The organism is uncultured Litoreibacter sp., assembly GCF_947501785.1.
GTDB lineage: Bacteria > Pseudomonadota > Alphaproteobacteria > Rhodobacterales > Rhodobacteraceae > Litoreibacter.
The window spans coordinates 2,990,274-3,007,774 of sequence record NZ_CANMXB010000001.1; the positions used below are offsets into that span (position 1 = coordinate 2,990,274).

At 58.5% G+C, this 17,501-nt stretch carries 18 protein-coding genes; 12 read left to right on the top strand and 6 right to left on the bottom strand.

Going from position 1 to position 17,501, the window contains the following annotated elements:
- Positions 1-23: 23 nt before the first annotated feature.
- The 4 genes from Q0899_RS14810 to Q0899_RS14825 all read right to left on the bottom strand — a co-directional run bounded on the left by Q0899_RS14810 (position 24) and on the right by Q0899_RS14825 (position 4,347).
- A complete protein-coding gene (locus tag Q0899_RS14810; protein ID WP_298295276.1) occupies positions 24-446 on the bottom strand; it encodes a hypothetical protein in 423 nt (140 codons plus the stop codon).
- Between the two features lie 176 nt (positions 447-622).
- Entirely contained in the window at positions 623-1,807 is a 1,185-nt protein-coding gene (locus tag Q0899_RS14815) for an SEL1-like repeat protein (RefSeq protein ID WP_299193774.1), read from the bottom strand.
- Positions 1,804-3,345: a hypothetical protein gene (locus Q0899_RS14820; RefSeq protein ID WP_299193776.1), complete on the bottom strand. Its 1,542-nt coding sequence runs from the start codon at positions 3,343-3,345 to the stop codon at positions 1,804-1,806. The genes Q0899_RS14815 and Q0899_RS14820 overlap by 4 nt, the downstream gene beginning before the upstream one ends.
- Positions 3,346-3,414: 69 nt before the next feature.
- On the bottom strand, positions 3,415-4,347 hold the full coding sequence (locus tag Q0899_RS14825) for an A24 family peptidase (RefSeq protein WP_299193778.1): 933 nt from the start codon (positions 4,345-4,347) through the stop codon (positions 3,415-3,417).
- Here Q0899_RS14825 and gspG point away from each other — a divergent pair.
- The 7 genes from gspG to gspM are packed head-to-tail and all read left to right on the top strand — an operon-like array spanning position 4,327 to position 8,799.
- Positions 4,327-4,782, top strand: coding sequence for a type II secretion system major pseudopilin GspG (gene gspG, locus Q0899_RS14830; protein WP_366942108.1), 456 nt, complete (start codon positions 4,327-4,329; stop codon positions 4,780-4,782). The genes Q0899_RS14825 and gspG overlap by 21 nt on opposite strands.
- Positions 4,767-5,240, top strand: a complete 474-nt coding sequence (locus Q0899_RS14835; RefSeq protein ID WP_299193781.1) for a prepilin-type N-terminal cleavage/methylation domain-containing protein — start codon at positions 4,767-4,769, stop codon at positions 5,238-5,240. The genes gspG and Q0899_RS14835 overlap by 16 nt, the downstream gene beginning before the upstream one ends.
- Positions 5,237-5,620, top strand: coding sequence for a type II secretion system protein (locus tag Q0899_RS14840; protein WP_299193783.1), 384 nt, complete (start codon positions 5,237-5,239; stop codon positions 5,618-5,620). The genes Q0899_RS14835 and Q0899_RS14840 overlap by 4 nt, the downstream gene beginning before the upstream one ends.
- A complete protein-coding gene (locus Q0899_RS14845) occupies positions 5,617-6,219 on the top strand; it encodes a type II secretion system protein GspJ (RefSeq protein ID WP_298295290.1) in 603 nt (200 codons plus the stop codon). The genes Q0899_RS14840 and Q0899_RS14845 overlap by 4 nt, the downstream gene beginning before the upstream one ends.
- On the top strand, positions 6,216-7,124 hold the full coding sequence (gene gspK / locus Q0899_RS14850) for a type II secretion system minor pseudopilin GspK (protein WP_299193786.1): 909 nt from the start codon (positions 6,216-6,218) through the stop codon (positions 7,122-7,124). Before Q0899_RS14845 ends, gspK begins: the two co-directional genes overlap by 4 nt.
- On the top strand, positions 7,124-8,311 hold the full coding sequence (gspL, locus tag Q0899_RS14855; RefSeq protein ID WP_299193788.1) for a type II secretion system protein GspL: 1,188 nt from the start codon (positions 7,124-7,126) through the stop codon (positions 8,309-8,311). Before gspK ends, gspL begins: the two co-directional genes overlap by 1 nt.
- On the top strand, positions 8,308-8,799 hold the full coding sequence (gene gspM / locus Q0899_RS14860; protein ID WP_299193790.1) for a type II secretion system protein GspM: 492 nt from the start codon (positions 8,308-8,310) through the stop codon (positions 8,797-8,799). The genes gspL and gspM overlap by 4 nt, the downstream gene beginning before the upstream one ends.
- Before the next feature lie 7 nt (positions 8,800-8,806).
- Here the strand turns inward: gspM and Q0899_RS14865 are convergent, their stop codons facing one another.
- Entirely contained in the window at positions 8,807-9,325 is a 519-nt protein-coding gene (locus Q0899_RS14865; RefSeq protein WP_299193792.1) for a tetratricopeptide repeat protein, read from the bottom strand.
- Positions 9,326-9,424: 99 nt separating this feature from the next.
- Here Q0899_RS14865 and Q0899_RS14870 point away from each other — a divergent pair, with 99 nt between their 5' ends.
- From Q0899_RS14870 to Q0899_RS14885, 4 genes are all read left to right on the top strand, one after another.
- Positions 9,425-9,892, top strand: a complete 468-nt coding sequence (locus Q0899_RS14870; protein ID WP_298295297.1) for a hypothetical protein — start codon at positions 9,425-9,427, stop codon at positions 9,890-9,892.
- 126 nt (positions 9,893-10,018) lie between these two features.
- Positions 10,019-11,947 carry a type II secretion system secretin GspD gene (gene gspD / locus Q0899_RS14875; RefSeq protein ID WP_298295299.1) on the top strand — a complete coding sequence of 643 codons (1,929 nt, stop codon included), beginning with the start codon at positions 10,019-10,021 and terminating at the stop codon, positions 11,945-11,947.
- Positions 11,889-13,391, top strand: coding sequence for an ATPase, T2SS/T4P/T4SS family (locus Q0899_RS14880; protein WP_299193796.1), 1,503 nt, complete (start codon positions 11,889-11,891; stop codon positions 13,389-13,391). Before gspD ends, Q0899_RS14880 begins: the two co-directional genes overlap by 59 nt.
- On the top strand, positions 13,388-14,596 hold the full coding sequence (locus Q0899_RS14885) for a type II secretion system F family protein (protein WP_299193798.1): 1,209 nt from the start codon (positions 13,388-13,390) through the stop codon (positions 14,594-14,596). The genes Q0899_RS14880 and Q0899_RS14885 overlap by 4 nt, the downstream gene beginning before the upstream one ends.
- Positions 14,597-14,624: 28 nt before the next feature.
- On the opposite strand, the gene Q0899_RS14890 is transcribed toward Q0899_RS14885, so the two are convergent.
- Positions 14,625-15,857 carry a hypothetical protein gene (locus Q0899_RS14890; protein WP_299193800.1) on the bottom strand — a complete coding sequence of 411 codons (1,233 nt, stop codon included), beginning with the start codon at positions 15,855-15,857 and terminating at the stop codon, positions 14,625-14,627.
- A gap of 258 nt (positions 15,858-16,115) precedes the next feature.
- Between Q0899_RS14890 and Q0899_RS14895 the strand changes: the two genes are divergently transcribed.
- A complete protein-coding gene (locus Q0899_RS14895; RefSeq protein ID WP_299193802.1) occupies positions 16,116-17,444 on the top strand; it encodes a UDP-glucose/GDP-mannose dehydrogenase family protein in 1,329 nt (442 codons plus the stop codon).
- The last annotated feature ends 57 nt before the right edge of the window (positions 17,445-17,501 follow it).

Consider the following 17,501-nt stretch of genomic DNA (forward strand, 5'->3'; position numbering starts at 1 on the left):
TAACCCTCTAAGTATTTCGTCTTTTAGTTGCTATCTTCAGTTGTTTCCTCAGGCGCAACAATCACGCCCCGATCCACGACGAACTGACCACTCAGATAGAATGATTCGTTCACCTCGTCGGAGGCTGCGTCGCCGCGCCCGTTGTTCTGCGGATTTACGATTTTGACTTTTTCCGGCTTTGCCGCAGTCAGTTCGAACCGATAAACCCCATCAAGGATTTGCGCCGGATCAAGCCGGAAAACCGGTGTTCCGGCCGCGGCCTGAATTTCGGTCATCGCACCGTTGGGGGCTAATACTTTCAACGTGGCATTGGTCATCTGGCCCCAGTTTTCAAACCAGAACGCGCTCGAATTATGCTGTTGAGTTGCTTGGTTCGAAAATACGGCAGAGGCGGAAGCCAGAGAAATTATAGCTGCAGCAACGCTGCGCGCTAGCAGTCTTCTCATAGAATACATCCTTCCATACACACTGGCCAACTGGGCCGATGCGCACCACCCTCGCATCAACGTGACGACAGCAGATCGTCACACATTTCTAATCAATACGCGAAATTCCGCCGAAATGCACGGTATTTTATTAACGTTAGGTTAACTTTTTGGGGTACCTAGTTGCCGTAGTCCGTTCAGGGTTGCTCGGCCTGAGCGAGTTTTTGCGCTTCGATGATCTGCGCGCGGACCATTTGTTGGCCAAGCTGATCGCGTATGTCTTTCGCGCGTTGGTCGCCATACCGGCTGGCCAAAGTCAGCCATTTATACCCCAATACAAAATCCTGAGGCGCGCCGTGACCTGCGAAATATAGCAGTCCAAGGTTGGCCATCGACGTGGCGTGCCCCTTAGCGGCCGCCCTTTCGAACCAACGCGCAGCATTTCTGGCCGAGGCGTTCGGTGCAACGCCCTCCAAATGCGCCCACGCCATCATAAATTGCCCTATCGGGTCGCCCGCATCCGCGGAGTGGGCATAGTTCGCAATCGCCTCCGGAGCGGGAACGAAAGGCCCCAAACGGTCATCAAATAGCGGACGAAGACTGCTTTCGGTCGCAGTGGTCTCAGACTGGCCCGCTTGCCGGTACAGCTCTGTCGCACGCTCTTCGTCCAACGGAACTCCGTAGCCATTCTGGTACAAGACGCCAAGATTGCGTGTCGCCTCTTTCAGCCCTTTTTCTGCGGCAGCTGCGAACAGCTCTGCGGCTAATCCGTAGTCCTGGTCCACCCCTTCGCCTCGGACGTAGAGCAGCCCCAGGTTGTTCATTGCCTTGGCGTTTCCGGCGCGCACAGCCTTTTGGTAGAGCTGAAGTGCCAAATCCAGGTCCTGGTCAATGCCGTTGCCTTCCTGGGCAAGCACCGCAAGGCTGACGGCTGCGCCGACGTGGCCAAATTCTGCCGCGCGTCGGTAGAGCTGAGATGCCTTTACCGGCTTTGATGATCCATCAGCGCCGTTCTCCAAGGCCAGACCAAGATCAAAAAGGTAGTCCGCACTTCCAGTAACCGCGGCTTTCTCCAACCAGGCGATTGCCAGGTCTTGGTTTTGTTCGACACCGCGCCCCGCGTGATAATATTTCCCAAGGCGGTTTTGGGAGGCCGGGTCGCCGTTTTCCGCGGCGAGCTCCATCCATCTGGCAGCCTGCTTGAAGTCTTGGGCTACGATGATCCCGTCATCATAAATCTGACCTAGCTGTGCCTGGGCCGCGACATCACCCGATTGGGCCGCGTTTGTAAGTTCGGAAATTGATTGCCCGAAGACAGCGCTCGAACCCAGCACCGCCGCGGCAAATAGCGCAAAGGCCCATGATCTATGCGAATGCGTCATTCGGTGATTTTGACGGTTTGATCAGTGTCCGGCGCCCGCTGCTTCTCCTGCTCGAAGTAAACGCGCGCTTGCGCTTGTGCATTTGCAAGCTGTTCGGGGGTCAGCAATTGAGACAAGATCTCCCGCTGCTCTTCCGCGGCCTTGGAGCCGAGTGTGGCTGCGACATTCATCCACTTGTGCGCGACGACAAAATCCTGCTCGACACCCGTGCCGGACGCATGCATCTCGCCAAGCTTGAACTGGGAAAAGCTGTCGCCAGCATTGGCCGCGTCCGCAAGCAGTTCCAGCGCTTCGTCTTTACGATCCTCGTCGGCCAGATAAATCATCGCGAGCTGCCCTGCGGCGCGTTGATTGCCCGACGCAGACTGCGCCACAAGCCACTCCGTCGCGTTGTCGTCGCCATCTTTGGCTGCGGCTGCGACCCACGTGGCCGCCTTCCTGCGATCGTAGCGCCCATCTAGCGCGCCGCTTGCAACGACCTGACCCAGTTTGATTTTGCCGATTTCATTACCTGCGAGCATAGCGCTTTCGTAAAGGCTGGCCGCCTGCAAAGGGTCAGCCTCTGTCCCGCGCCCATTTTGATACATAAGCCCCAGAGCAAGCATACTGCGGACAAGCCCGGCCGACGCCGCCCGTTGATACCATTCAAATGCTTTCGCATCGCTTTGCTCACCTGCTTCGCCAGAGTAATATGCGTATCCAAGATTGCTTTGGGCAAGTGCGTCACCCTGTGCCGCCGCCGCCTCAAGCCATTTCAACGCCTCGGAGGCATTCTTGTCTACGCCATCGCCGGCCAGAAATTTGCTGCCCAATATGCGCTGTGCCATCGGGTGACCTTTGTCCGCGGCGCGTGTCAGCCAAGACACGGCTTCCGCGCGGTCTTGCGCAACGCCGTCGCCCTCATCCAGCCGGATCGCCAAATCAATCTGGGCGCCGCGAGACCCGTTCACCGCCGCCTTGCGCAACCAAAACACCGCGTCAGCAGCGCTTTTCTGGACCCCCACGCCTTTGGCATAGGCCTCACTCAACGCGTATTGAGAACTTGTGTGCTGCGCCTCCGCAGCCGCCAAAAGCCAGTTAAAGGCCTGCTCAGGGTCAGCATCAATACCCACGCCTTGCTGCATCAAGAGGCCTAGCGTGTACTGCGCCTCTTGATCGCCCCGGGTGGCAGAGCGCTGCAGAAAACTGACCGCGCGTTCTGGGTCGGGTTTGATACCCTCGACCCCCAAAAGCATTTTTGCCAGGAGCGTCGCCGCTGGCCCATTGTTCTGGGCGGCGGCTTTCTCAAGCCATACCGCCGCGTTTTCTAAATCCCTGGGACCACCACGCCCTTCAAACAAAATCCTGCCATAGCGGTACTGAGCAACCGGATTACCCGTCTCAGCGATTTGGGCCAAACCTGTCCGCGCCGTTACAAAATCCTCGGCTTCATAGGCACTTACAATGTCCTCCATCAACGGCACGTCTTGGGCGATCGCGGTTGAACCAATCGAGAGAGCAAGAACACTGACAAAGGGGACGAAACGGCTAAGCGACATAAGAACTCCGATACAAGGGCGCACGCGGCCTGTATGTTGTTGGAAACACGCCGGACTTTGTGAGAATTTCTAGCGTAAGGCAAGCATGATGGAGATATTTGGCAGCACCGTCATCACAAACCAGATGACCATTGCCGACAGCGAAAGGAAGGCGCCGAAGGGCAATTTGTTGGTGCCCTTGAGTGGTATTTTGGTATGGCTGGCGCGAGTTGCTGCCAAAACCAGCCCCGCCAAGGATGCCAGTAGCAGCAGCGCCGGCAGAGCCATCGGACCAATGCCAGCACCAATTCCTGCCATGAGCTTTACATCCCCCAACCCCAACCCTTCGCGCCCACGTATTTGCCGATAAGCACCCCTGAGCGCCCAAAACCCGCCGCAACCAACAGCAGATCCAATGACGGCACTGATGATGGTGCGTTGCGGATCCGCCCACGCGATTGTGAAGCCCGCTACCAACAACCCTGCGGTCATGAGGTCGGGCAGGCGGTACCAAACGGCATCTGCAACAGCCAATCCCAGTAGCAGCCAAAGAAAGGCAGCAGATGCAACAACCGCAACAACGTTGCCTGTTGCGAGCGCGGCAATGACCCCTAATCCTATCGCGGCAATTTCGATGTAGAAATGCCATGCTGGAATCTCGGAATGACAGGTCCGGCATTGCCCGCGCAAAATGGCGTAAGACGCCACCGGCACGAGGTCGGTGGCTGCCAAACCGGTGCCGCAGTTTCGGCATGTGGACGGCTTGCGTACCACGTCCTCGCCACGAGGAAGCCGGTCGACCAACACACCGAGGAAAGATCCGATGGCAGGGCTGATCAGCACCACAAAAATCGCTGCAAAAAGGGTCCAGTCCACGTCGCGTCCCATTCCATTGTCGGCCGCATGGTCCGCGCTGCCATGATTTCCGTTAGAAATTGACAATACCGGAGGCTGCCGCCTACACCTGATCTGCATCAGGAACGAGTTACCATGACTTTGCAATTGACTAAACGCACTGGCCAAACAGCCTCCCGGCACCCGGATGACGGTTTTTCGTTGCTTGAATTGATGGTCGTCGTTGTCATCCTCTCCGTTTTGGCGTTGGTCATCGTTCCGCGTGTCATAGATCGCCCCGATCAGGCGCGCGCCGCTCGTGCGGCTACAGATTTGGCGGCCATATCGAGCGCTGTTGGTCTCTACCGGTTGGACAATTTCAAATACCCGACAACCGAACAGGGGCTGCAGGCCCTTGTGTCTGCGCCGACCATTGCGCCGCTTGCCCCGAATTGGGCGACAAACGGCTATATTGCACGGTTGCCGAAAGACCCATGGGGGCGGGACTACCAATACCTGCATCCGGGTGTGCATGAGGAATTCGACGTATTCACATACGGGGCTGACGGCGTGCCCGGCGGGACGGGACCCGATGCGGATGTCGGGACATGGCTGATCAACTGAGCCTCCCTGTAAATGCCAAAGACGACACTGGCTTCAGCCTGATCGAACTGTTGGTGGTTCTCTCGATTCTGGCGGTTCTTGCTGTTGGCGCCACACTTTCGGCTGGCCGGAGCGGCTCAAATGATCTCGCGGATATTGCCGCATTCGAAAAGCGTTTTGCGGCGTTGCGGGCCCATGCGATCCACGGCCAAACGGTAAAGGGGCTCTTTGTTTCGCCGCGCGGCTTTCAGGGGGCGGAGCAACAAAATGGTCGGTGGCTGCCGGCTGGCAGAGAACAAAGGTGGCAGCACCGCGTCAGATATGACGCAACCGGTGCGCGTGTAGGTCAAAACCTGCCGACGATCCTGTTTCTACCCAATGGCGCAACCACAGCATTCCGTGTGACATTTCAAACGGCAGGCCAAGACTTCAACTGCAGCACGGATGGCTGGGCCGCGTTGCAATGTGCGCCGTCATGAACCGTCAGGTCGACATCAACATAGCCGATCAAGGCATCACGCTCGTTGAGCTGATCGTTGCGATCGTGATTTTGTCAGTCGGAACCATCGCAGCCCTTCGAGGGTTTCAGCAAACTTCCCTCGAACTTGGGCAGGCTGATGCGCGGTTGTTGGCGCATCACGTCGCGCTCAACCGCGTGGCCGAATTGAAGCTCTTGGGGCCAACCGGATCAGATGCACTGCCAGCCGAGGTCGATATGGGCCCGTACCGATTTCAGCTCGACACCGAGTTGGCCCGTACGGCTGCGGGGCTGTTCGAAGCCACAATCGTCGCGCGATCCGAAACGGGCGTGGGCGCACAATTCGTGACCTATCTGACGACCGAGGCCCGGCGCCAATGAACAGGCAGGACGCGGGCATTACTTTGATAGAACTGGTCGTCAGCATGGCGATCTTTGCTGTGATCGCGGTGATGGGGGTGCAAGCGCTGAACGGGACGCTGCGGGCGCAGACCCGGCTGGAGGGTGCCGCCGTTCAGACCACAAAGCTGGCCAATGGTCTCGCATTGCTTCGCAACGACCTCGCGAATGCCGTGCCCATCCCGTTCGATGACGCCGATGGATCAGCGCAATCGAGCCTGGAAACCGGGGTAGGGGGGCAGTCTTTTTCAATCTCAATTGGCGGGCAGCGCAACCTGACAAGCCTTGCGCTACCTGCATTTCACCGGGTCACGTGGTCGGTCGATCCGACAACCGGTGTGCTGTCGCGGACCGTTTGGCCGACGCTGTCACCGGTGAACGGCGCGCAGCGTGTCAGCCCCGTTCCGGTCCTCGATGGAGTAGCGCAATTGGATATGCGCATCTTTCTGGCGCGGCAAGGTTGGCAAGATGCCGTGCAATTACAAAGTGGCGGGATAAACAGCGAGCTGCCCGTCGCGATCGAGTTGACCATGATCGTCGACGGCATCGGCCCGGTTCGGCTGGTGGAGACCCTGAAATGAGGGGCACGCGCGGCTTTGTGATGTTGAATGCACTGGTAATCGTGGCCGCGATGTCCGCGGCGGTTGTTTTGGTCATGGGGCGGGCGCAGGCAGTGCGGGACGTGCAGTTTCTGGACGTCAGCGTCGCGCAGACCAAGCTCTACCTGGACGGTTTCGACGCATTGGCCGTTCAACTGCTGGGCGAGGATGGGCGTCGTGGGATCACCGATCATCCGTCCGATAACTGGGCTGAGGCAAGCTACACCGTCGATGTGGACCGTGGGCAGGTATCAGGTCAGATCAGGGACCTACAATCCGGGTTCAACATCAACTGGCTGAACTGGGCACCGGACGTTGCCAATCAGGAAGCCTTTCTGCGCCTTGCCGACAGTGCCTCCCTATCTTCCAATCTGGCTGAGGCTGTCATCGACTTTGTTAAACTCGGTGGCCCGAGTAACCGCGCCATCTATGGTCAGAGGCCCATTCCAATTGACCCCGACGGCGGGCCACTTGTCAGCATTTGGCAGCTTCGGGATGTCCCTGGAATGACAGATGAGAGTTTCGAAAAACTTCGCAAATATGCTAGCGTCATGCCGCCCGAGGCGAAGATCAACATCAACACCGCGCCGCGAGAGGTGATCGACGCCATCCTTCCCAACAGCAGCCAGGAAATCAACGGTTTGCTGCAAGGCCGCGAGCAGGAGCCGATTGCCTCTTTGGATATGCTCTTCGATATCATCATGTCCCAACTTCAGGACGAGGTCGCTGCAAATCTGGTGCTAGAAAAGTTTGCGGTAGGGTCAGATTGGTTTATTGCGGAAAGCGTGGCGCAGCTCAATGACAGCACATTCCGGCGGGAGACCGTGATCAGACGACGGGGTACGCCGCGTGTGACAGAAATCTGGTATCGGCTGGGGCCACTTTGATGAGCGCGTCTTCCAGCAAGCCTAGGATCCAACAAGATCGCCGGTTCGTAAACATTGGTGCGCTGTCCAAGCAAGCACCGCGTGCGAAAGTTGTGCTGGTTCCCGGCGCTGCAGCGCCAATACTTCCGTTGGACCTGCCCGATGGATTGCGCGGCTCTGCGCGGGAAAAAATTTCGCAAAGGGTGCTGCAAGATCAGGTTGGTCTAACCCCGGAGAACGTGGAGTTTCGGCCTTTTGACATTGGGGCCTCGCGAAGCGATTGGACCCATGTCATCGCTGCCAATACCGAGGACATCAAATCCTGGCGGGCTGCCGCCGGCACAGCATGTCGCGCCGTCTTGCCTGATTACCTTGCGCTTCCTGCAGCCGCTGATATTTGGACGCTTTCATTTGCGGACGGTATCCTGTCAGCGCGGTTGGGGCTTGAGGATGGGTTTTCAAGTGAACCTGACTTGGCCATCCTTCAGTTGAAGTCGGCGCTGGGCCGTAATGCGCCAAAGGCGGTTTTGCCTCTTACGCCGCTTCCTCCCGCGGTGAAGGCGCTCATTTCGCAATCGGATATGGTCACGTTGGCGTCCACCAAAGACGCGACGCGCCATCAATTGCCTGTGCCCAAAGTGCTTGGCCATGGCGAGGAACGGTTTGATTTGCGCAAGGACCCCCGTGCCGCGCGCGCGCGTCTGCGCCGTAACGTGTTGCCCTGGGCCTGGCCGTTGGCCTTTGGGCTTGTCGCGGCCGCGCTTTGGTCAGCGGCGTTGTGGCTAGAGGCAGACAAGTTGCGCCAAGCCGCCCAGAACAACCGCGAAGAAGCGCTTGGTATCACGCGCGAGGTATTTGTGCCCTCCGGGCCAATTCTTGATATCCGGGCGCAAACTATGAGCGCGCTGTCTGATCTGCAATCACGTGCTAGTGCGCAGCGGCAAAAGACCTCGCCGCTTGATCTATTTGCTCAAGCGATCGGCGTCACAGGCCAGCAGGGCTCGATATTGGATGAGATGCGCTACGATGCAGCATCCGGGTTGGTCGCCAACCTTCGGCTGCAGGACTTCGCCTCGCTGGATCAGTTGGTGCTCGCGCTGGGCCAGGCAGGGCTGATTGCAACGGTCGTTCGGTCCGAACTGGACAGCGAAACTAGGGAGGTTCTGGCCGAACTTGCGCTGACGAAAGATACGGTGGACGAGCAATGAGAGAACGCGTGTTGGATTTCCTCGTCGATCTATCCGGGCGCGAACGTGCGCTGCTGGTGCTCCTGTTCTTCGTTGCGCTGCCTGTTTTGATCTATTTTGGCGCTCTTGCCCCATTGAAAGACCAGCGCGATGTCGCCCTTGCTGAACTCAACGACAGCGCGGCGCTCCTGAATTGGGTCGCGGCGAGGGGTGAGGAAGGGCAGCGGCTAAAGTTGGTCAATGAAGACGCCGCGCCCCCGCCAATAGGGGTCAGTGGGGTAGAGCGCAGTCTACTCAACGCCAATCTCCGTGATGCCGTCAGCGAATTGTCACGCCGCAATGACAACGAGATCGAGCTGCGTTTCGATGCTGTGCCATTTGTGAAGCTCGGGGATTGGCTCAATGCCGCCCGGCTTAGCTGGGGCTACCGTATCGCGGACTTTCAGATTGAACGCGGGCCTGAACCGGGTCTCGTCTCCGCGGCATTCAAATTGGTCCCGCAGAGCTGACAACCGGCTACTTTAGCTGCGCTTCGATAGCGGCCTTGCGCTTGGCGAGGCTGCCGACCGGGTCCATATGAGGGTGTTTTTTGACTACCTCCGACAATGCCGCAAGCGCTGATTTCAGCAGTGCCTTCGGCTCCGGACCGGATGCTCCGTTGCGCAAAGCTGCCAAAGCCATTTCATGTTCGGCAGTGCCCTGAACGGACAAAGCGGCAGCACGTGCCGCGCCATCTTCCTGGCTGGCAAGGACCTTCGCCTGATTGGCGGCCTTTGCAAATGCGTTGGATCGCAACAGAACATGGGCGTATTCCAAGCGGATGCGTGGTTCATGTGGACCGGATTCCTCCAAAAGGCGCGCGTATCCCTTGAGCGCCTTGTCGTATTTGCCGGTCTCCAACGCTGTGCGAGACGCTACATACTTGGCCTGAAATCCGTCAGAGTTGGCCCGAGACGCAATCTGCCCGCTGTCGTCACAACTGGCAACGGCAACACAGACAAAGCCCAAAAGGCCCAGCTTTTTCGCGAGTGACATGTTCCTGCTCAATTCATTATTATTTTTCCGTCGGGTAGCATAAAATGGGGTAACCGTCCACAAACGGCGGCAGAAACCCCCGCTCGCGGAGCAAGATTTATGCGGTATTTTGCCTTTTTGGCATCACTTTTGGCTCTTGCTGGTATCGGCATTGCGGGTTTTGAGGTGCAACATGTGCTGCAATCAGAACCTGTTGCAGCGAACGTTTCAAACTCAAATCCATCGCGTCCCGCAGTTGAACCGCAGCCCCCAAGATCGCTGGAATCGCAACGTTGGCCGGCCGTTTTTGGTGAAATCGTCGTTCCTGAACCGCAACCCCCAGAGCCCCCTGCTCCGCCTGCTCCACCGCCGCCGCAAAGCCCCCCGGTCGACGCTTTGGGATACGTTTTGAATGGCACGGTCGAGCTGGATAGCGGCGTTTGGGCCATCGTGTCCCATCCCGCGGGCGAGAAAGTATTGACGGTCGGCGACCAGCTTGAGGAGGGGGCAACAGTGGTTGAGATCGACGCTGAAGGCCTGTGGCTCGAGACTGCGCGAGGGCGCGAATTACTCGGATTCGGCGAATAAGGCACAACCTCTGGCCACGTTATAAAGAATGCATGATTTCTCTGCAGCTTTGGGGTACATTTGGATCGATAGCAAAAAGAGCCAAAAACAAGGCCGAAAATGCTGATTGAGACAGGCAGAACGATCATGACTGTAATTGTACGATTGCGGGCGGTTAGCCTCGCTATCTCGTTGCTCATTGCAACGCTCCTTCCGATGGCGGCGTCGGCTCAGGTAAAACTCGATTTGCGCGATGCAGATATGCGTAGTTTCATCACCATTGTGGCGGAGGCGACGGGCCGCAGCTTCGTGCTTGACCCGCAGGTGCGTGGGACGGTGACGGTTCTGTCGCCGGGCGGCATGAGCGACGAGGCGCTTTATGAGGTGTTCCTCAACGTATTGGAACTCAACAGGCTTACCATCGTGCCGGGTAACAATGCCGATCGAATTGTCCCGCTCAATGTCGCGCGGGAATTGTCGTCGAGCGACGGAACTTTTGTCTTAGACGGAAGTTTTGAGACGCGGGTCATTCCGATCCAGAACGTGCCGCTTGATGACGTGATATCCGTCGTCCGCCCGTTGCTGCCGGCCGAAGCCATCCTGACACCGCTGCCGCGCGCGAAGATGCTGATCCTGTCCGACCGGGGCGACAACTTCCGCCGCATTGAGAAACTGATACGTCAGCTGGATGTAAGACAAGAGCAGCCGATTCAGATGATCAGGCTCAGAAATGCAAACGCCGCTGAAGTTCTGCAAGTTGTGCAATCGCTGGACATCGTGCCGGAAGGCTCGACCGTTACCGTTGACCGCCGGTCAAACGCGCTGGTGGTCTCCGGCTCGTTGGAGCTGGTCGACCAGGTTCGTGTGTTGGCCTCGCGATTGGACACGCAAAGCAACAATCTGGTCTCTGCGGTTGAGCAACTGAATTACGCGGACGCGGCATCGCTGGCTGATGTGGTGTTGCGCAGCATCACAAACCAGACACCGGACGCGGCCAACCCCGAAACAATCCGCATTGTGCCGGAGCCGTCCACAAACTCTCTGCTGATCACCGCGCCGCGCGAACGGGTTGAAAGCATTGTCGGTATGATCCGTTTCCTCGACCGCCGCCCGCAGCAGGTACTGGTTGAGGCGGTGATTTTCGAGATGTCCTCGGAAGGGTTCTCGGACCTGACCGCGCAATTTGGGGGCATTCTAAACGACGCCATCGTTGGCGGTGTGGAATTCACCCTGCAAGGACGACCGAGCCTAACCAGTCTCATTGCAGGCGCGGCCTCTTCCCCCGGCGCGGGCGGGTCAATTGGTGCGGTCAACAGCGCGGGAAGCTTTGCGGGCTTTCTGTCTGCGATCACCAGCAGCAACTCGACCCGGTTGCTGTCGACGCCTTCCATCCTGACATTGAACAACCAAGAGGCCGAGATCGTAGTGGCGCAGAACGTGCCTTTTGTTACCGGCAGCTTCACCAGCACCGGCGATTCTACGCAGCCTGAAAATCCGTTCCAAACGATCGAGCGTCAGGACGTGGGTCTGACCCTGAAGGTCACGCCTCAGGTCAATGCAGACAAGACGGTTCGCTTGGACATTGAACAAGAAGTGTCCAACCTCACAAACTCTTCAGCCGCTGCAGGGGGGGAGATCACATCTCGCCGTGCGCTCAGTACAACCGTGTTGGTGCGCAGCGGCAATGTCATCATGTTGGGTGGATTGCTTGAAGATGGCTCCGGTTCGGTCTCACAGAAGGTGCCTGGTCTTGGGGATGTCCCGCTGATTGGTGGGCTGTTCCGCGGCAAAAACGCCTCGAAGTCGCAAAAGGTGCTGTTGATCATGTTGCGGCCACGCTTGGTGGCCAACGACCACGAGGCGAAGAAGCTCACTCGCGAGGCGGCCCGCGACGCCCGTAAGGCGAGCCTTGCCATTCGCCCCGCAAATGATGGACAGTTCCCGAAATCCAGCCAAAAGGCGTTCCCGTTCGATGGCGCGGATTTGAATCAACCGTTTGATGCCGGGTTTGTTGACGATGTCGCGCAAAACAGAAACTTCCCACCGCTCCCTTCCCGGCTCCAATTCCGGAACTGATCGGCTCCCGTTTGGGTTTGCGAGTGCCCAGCAGGTGCTGCTGGATGGGGACCAACTTACAGTCGGGCCAGATGTTACCGCGCTTGGCTTGCGCGAAGCGCGTCGGCGTGCGGGCAAGCCGCTAACCATCATATCCGAGACCAAAGAGGTGTTCGACCTCGCCGTGTCGCGCGCCTACCAGAACGGAGCCGACAACACCGTCGAGAACGACACGCTCAGCTTTGATTTGGAGGATGCGCAGCAGTCGAACAACAAGCAACGCGACCTGCTGGACGATGTGGACGAGGCGCCGGTGATCCAACTGGTCAACCAGCTTTTGCTTCGTGCGGTCCGGGCGGGAGCTTCGGATTTGCACGTTGAACCGCACGAGGATGGGCTGCGCGCCCGGATGCGCGTCGACGGGTTCTTGCAATCCATCATGGACCGCAAAGACGTGCCAGTTCGACAGATCATATCAAGATTGAAGGTGATGGCGGGGCTCGACATTGCCGAGACCCGCTTGCCGCAAGACGGTCGCATCCCGCTGCGGCTTGGCGGGCGCTTGATTGATACGCGAGTATCCTCGATGCCGGGCAATTACGGCGAACGTGTCGTCTTGCGAATTTTGGACCGTTCTACGGGGCTGGTACCACTGGCTGATCTGGGCCTGTCGGAAAATCAGGAAGCGCTACTTGAACGCCTCTCGGCGTTGCCAAACGGGATTATTCTGGCCACGGGCCCGACGGGCAGCGGCAAAACGACCACGCTTTATTCCTTGCTGAAACTAGCCAACCGGGATGAGCGCAACATTGTCACCGTTGAAGATCCGATTGAATACGATCTGCCCTCAGTTTCCCAAACCCAAATAAACGCCGAAATCGGGATGAGCTTTGCGGCGGGCCTCCGCGCCACGTTGCGCCAAGACCCGGACGTTATTCTTGTTGGCGAAATTAGGGATGCGGAAACCGCCTCAATTGCGTCGCAAGCGGCCCTGACCGGGCATCTTGTGTTTTCCTCGCTCCACGCCAATGGCTCTGTCGGGGCGGTCGTCCGGCTGCGTGACCTTGGGCTGGACAATTTCCTGATTGCATCGACGCTTCGGGCAGTGATCGCGCAACGTCTTTTGCGCAAGCTGTGCCCCGATTGCGCGGAAGCCAGACCGATAACAGCGTCAGAGCGCGATATCTTCGAACGTAACAATGTGGCTGCACCCGCCGAGGTTCTGCATGCCGTAGGGTGCGCCAATTGCTCCAACATTGGATATCAGGGTCGGGTTGGCATTTTCGAGATCATCGAGGTCGGCGAAGCGCTGCGGACCGCCATTGATAACGACGCAAGTGAGACCGAACTGCGCCATATCGCGCTGGATCCCAGCGATACGCTGATCGGGCAAGGGTTGGCAGAGGTGGTCAAGGGGACAGCCAGCATTGCCGAGACGCTCCGCGTCGTAGGTGACACCGCATGAGGGCTTATGATTACATCGCTTACACCGGTGGGGGTAACAAAAAGTCCGGTACGGTCATTGCCGAAACGGAAGCTCATGCCAGCCAGCTGCTGAAGGCCCAAGATCTCTTTGTGTCCGATCTCACGGCGCGGGCGCGCAAGCCGTCTTCCTGGTGGTCAGGCCGCAACAGGCTGAACGCCGACTTAAGGGCAGTTTTTACCCGTCAAATGGCGGTGTTGCTGGGGGCGGACCTGACAAGCGAAGCGGCACTGGAAGCCGTCGGAAGCGCCGGGTCATCCCCGCAGATGGAGCGTCTTGCTGCCCGTTCCAAGGCCGCGTTGATGGAGGGTCATTCGCTCTCGCAATCCCTGGAGGACAGTGGGGCCGGGTTTCCGCCCTACTACATTGCCGCAATTCGCGCGGGCGAGGTTTCCGGCGATGTGGATGTTGTATTTGCCGAACTTGCCGACCACCTCGAAAACGTAGGCGCTGACAGGGCGCAGATATCTACCGCGCTGATCTATCCCGTCTTTGTGGCCTGCGTTTCGGTGCTTGTTTGCGCCATTCTGATGACCAGCGTGGCCCCTGAAATCGTCTCGATGTTTGAGTTGTCTGGTCGCCCGTTGCCGGACCTGACCCAGCGTATGCTGGCGGTCAGTGACTGGTTTGCGGCGTATTGGGCTTATTTGCTTGCCGTGGCAGTCGTAGCAGTGGTGCTGTTTGCCCTGGCAATGCGAATACAGACGTTTCGCAACGCGCGTGACGCGTTGCTGCTGCGCTTGCCGGTGTTTGGTCGCCTGATCCGGCTGGCTGCGGCGGTGCAGTACCTGCGCACCCTTGCGTTGGTGCTGACCAGCAAGCACGCGATCCTCAGCGCGGCCGATAGTGCATCGGCCGTGTTGGTCATCGAGAAATTTCAGACGGAGGGCCGCGCTGTCACCGATGGTATCAAGTCGGGGCAATCACTGTCGGACGCCCTGCGTAGCCTGTCGATTATCCCGCCCGTCGCCCGCCAATTGATCAGCGCCGGGGAACAATCCGCCAAGCTGGCCCGTATGGCAGAACGCAGCGCAGTTCTGGTTGAGAACGGGCTGAGCAACGAACGCAAACGCATTGCAGCCCTGCTGGAGCCAATGTTGATGATCGTGGTCGGTGGTGGTGTGCTGATCATTGTCTTGTCGGTGCTTCTGCCGATCTTTGACCTGCAATCAGTGGTCTCGGGATAGCACGTCCTGTTCGGCGGGGACCACAAAGTCACGATTCCTTGCCTATTGTGCGCTTAACCCGCAGGGGATCAGCTTCTTCGATCCTGCGAAGCAGGTCCCCAAGAAGCTGCTTCATTCCAGCGGCCTCTGGCGACAATCGCAGGCACTCCCGAGCTGCCTCCAACGCCCGGTGGTTTTCTCCCAGACGGGCGGCTGCGTGGCTCAGTGTGGCGTGGGCAGCGAATGTGTCGGCCCCAAGATCCAACGCGGTTTGGGCCGCGTCGATGGCGATTTTCGGCGCGCCTACCGCCAAAGCAATTTGGGCGAACAGCACATGGTGCTGATTGACCAGCGGGGAGCGTCTTGTTGCTTCTTCCGCTGCACTGAATGCCTGATGGATGGTTGCCGGGTTCTGCCGCAACACGGCGGCGCGCTGGTGATGCCAGGCGGCCTGACCCTGCGCCAACTCCGACGGGCCGTTGCCGGGGGATGTCTTGGCCCAATGGGTACTCCACTTATTTGCAAGGTCGTCGAAGCAGGCCCAGTCGTCTAAACCTCGGTCGCGGTCCAGCAATTCGAACATCTGCGCTGCCAGGCCGCCGAAAAACGTTTCACGGGGAATGTCGGACGCCGAGGCGCGATGATGGCGCGCACCTTGGTCAGCAAAGCTCGATAACTGTGCTGCTGCTGCGGTCGGCTCAATTTTCGGGGTCAGGCGCGCCGCGTCGACGGCCTGTGTCAATGTCCTGACCGGGTCATCCAGCAGGTCGCCATATGTCACCAAAACGCGCTGCATCCCGCGGGAACCGCGCTCTGCCTCGATCATATGGCCCACCCATAGGGCGAGGGCATGATCGACCTCCAACCCGTCGCGTGCCTGCAAGGAGGCAACCGTTTCCATCGGGCTGCGACAACTGATCAACGCGGCCGTATTCAATTCAAGCTGCTTTAGGACAGGTCGCCAGAACGGCAACAGCCGCGAAAGGCGCGGGTCCTTTAGGACAAGGCTCTGTTTGCGCTCGATTTCGTTGCCGATGAGTTGGGTCGCCTCTTGCGCCATGAGCTCCTCCGACACACTTGGCGTCGTGTCAAAGGAAGGCGGCTTGGGGTCGGCCCAGTACCGTTGCTTGTGCACCAGAAGCCGATTGTTGAGGTTGACCACTTCCGCGGGTTCCCAAAACCCCGCCGGGTTGGCAAAATTGGCGGGCATCAGCCGGTCAGAATGTTCGAAGCCAATATGCCCCAGCAACCCCGACAGCAAAGAGGTTCCGGATCGGTGCATGCCCAAAACCACAATGCAGGTTTTTTGTTCGCCTGATGCCAAGGTGGTTACCCGTCCTCAAGATGCCTGAAGTTGAATGCGCCGATAGCGCTTGCTTGGCCAAAGTTAACGGTGAATGCACTCCCAAAGAAAGGCAAAATCCTGCGTTGCCCGTACAACCCGCGGGGCAGGCCAAGTCGGGCCGCTGCGTTCCAATCTGTTGACAGGGCGGCCCCGATCTCTCATGTCCCCCATGGGTGGCAGTAAAGGAGTTCTTTGGTGAAGATCGCAATGATTGGCACCGGCTATGTCGGCCTTGTCTCAGGTGTCTGCTTCTCGGATTTCGGTCATGACGTGATATGCGTCGACAAGGACCCAGCCAAAATCGACATGCTCAACAAAGGGGATGTGCCGATCTACGAGCCTGGTCTCGATGCGTTGATGGCCAAAAACGTCGATGCCGACCGGTTGTCCTTCACCACGAATCTCGAGGCCGCTGTCGCCGATGCCGACGCGGTTTTTATTGCCGTCGGAACGCCGACGCGCCGTGGCGACGGGCATGCCGACCTTACCTATGTCTATGCCGCTGCCGAAGAGATAGCCCAAGCCGTCACCGGCTATACCGTCATTGTGACCAAATCGACGGTCCCTGTCGGCACCAACAGGCAGGTCAAGCAGGTCGTCAAGAAAGCCGCGCCCCAGTTGGAATTTGACGTCGTCTCCAACCCGGAATTTCTGCGCGAAGGCGCGGCGATTGACGATTTCATGAAGCCCGACCGCGTTGTGGTTGGCGTGCAATCGGACCGTGCTGCTGAGGTTTTGCGCGACATATATCGCCCGCTCTATCTACGGGACTTCCCGATTATGGTCACCGATCTGGAAAGCGCGGAGATGATCAAATATGCGGGCAACGCGTTTCTCGCCACCAAGATTACCTTCATCAACGAAATCGCCGCGCTGTGCGAAAAAACCGGCGCAGATGTGAAATCTGTGGCGCGCGGCATGGGGCTGGATGGCCGCATCGGGAACAAGTTCTTGCATGCCGGCCCCGGCTACGGCGGGTCGTGTTTTCCGAAAGACACTTCTGCATTGGCGCGCATCGGGCAGGAACACGCCGTGCCCATGCAAATCACCGAAACCGTGATGCGGGTTAATGATGGCATCAAAATGCGCATGATCGAGAAGCTGCGCGATCTTTGCAATGGGGCGTTCAACGGAAAAACCATCGCGGTGCTGGGCGTCACGTTCAAGCCCAATACGGATGACATGCGCGACGCCCCGTCCCTGACCATCGTGCCAGCCCTGGTGGGTGGAGGGGCAAAGGTGCGGGTGGTCGATCCGCAAGGCCGGCACGAGGGGGAGGCGTTGTTGCCAGGCGTGAATTGGGTCGATGATCCCTACAAGGCCGTGCATAATGCCGATGTGGTCGTAGTGCTCACCGAATGGAACGAGTTCCGTGCGCTTGATCTAAAGAAACTTGCCCGAAAAATGGCGACGCCCTGCATGGCTGATCTCCGCAATGTCTACTCCCCCAAAGACGCGAAACGCGCGGGATTTGTGAGCTACGTTTCGGTTGGCCGCGGTGGATTTGACATATCCGAAACCTAGTCTCGAGGCGGCTGTCGGCTGCCGGGGGTGTTCCACATCTTGTTATCAATTGACCTA

What these genes read in the sequence shown, in the direction of transcription:
- Q0899_RS14810 (WP_298295276.1), bottom strand. Translation starts at nt 446, where the DNA reads ATGAGAAGACTGCTAGCGCGCAGCGTTGCTGCAGCTATAATTTCTCTG.
- Q0899_RS14815 (WP_299193774.1), bottom strand. Translation starts at nt 1,807, where the DNA reads ATGACGCATTCGCATAGATCATGGGCCTTTGCGCTATTTGCCGCGGCG.
- Q0899_RS14820 (WP_299193776.1), bottom strand. Translation starts at nt 3,345, where the DNA reads ATGTCGCTTAGCCGTTTCGTCCCCTTTGTCAGTGTTCTTGCTCTCTCG.
- Q0899_RS14835 (WP_299193781.1), top strand. Translation starts at nt 4,767, where the DNA reads ATGGCTGATCAACTGAGCCTCCCTGTAAATGCCAAAGACGACACTGGC.
- Q0899_RS14840 (WP_299193783.1), top strand. Translation starts at nt 5,237, where the DNA reads ATGAACCGTCAGGTCGACATCAACATAGCCGATCAAGGCATCACGCTC.
- Q0899_RS14845 (WP_298295290.1), top strand. Translation starts at nt 5,617, where the DNA reads ATGAACAGGCAGGACGCGGGCATTACTTTGATAGAACTGGTCGTCAGC.
- gspK (WP_299193786.1), top strand. Translation starts at nt 6,216, where the DNA reads ATGAGGGGCACGCGCGGCTTTGTGATGTTGAATGCACTGGTAATCGTG.
- gspL (WP_299193788.1), top strand. Translation starts at nt 7,124, where the DNA reads ATGAGCGCGTCTTCCAGCAAGCCTAGGATCCAACAAGATCGCCGGTTC.
- gspM (WP_299193790.1), top strand. Translation starts at nt 8,308, where the DNA reads ATGAGAGAACGCGTGTTGGATTTCCTCGTCGATCTATCCGGGCGCGAA.
- Q0899_RS14865 (WP_299193792.1), bottom strand. Translation starts at nt 9,325, where the DNA reads ATGTCACTCGCGAAAAAGCTGGGCCTTTTGGGCTTTGTCTGTGTTGCC.
- Q0899_RS14870 (WP_298295297.1), top strand. Translation starts at nt 9,425, where the DNA reads ATGCGGTATTTTGCCTTTTTGGCATCACTTTTGGCTCTTGCTGGTATC.
- gspD (WP_298295299.1), top strand. Translation starts at nt 10,019, where the DNA reads ATGACTGTAATTGTACGATTGCGGGCGGTTAGCCTCGCTATCTCGTTG.
- Q0899_RS14880 (WP_299193796.1), top strand. Translation starts at nt 11,889, where the DNA reads ATGTCGCGCAAAACAGAAACTTCCCACCGCTCCCTTCCCGGCTCCAAT.
- Q0899_RS14885 (WP_299193798.1), top strand. Translation starts at nt 13,388, where the DNA reads ATGAGGGCTTATGATTACATCGCTTACACCGGTGGGGGTAACAAAAAG.
- Q0899_RS14890 (WP_299193800.1), bottom strand. Translation starts at nt 15,857, where the DNA reads ATGCACCGATCCGGAACCTCTTTGCTGTCGGGGTTGCTGGGGCATATT.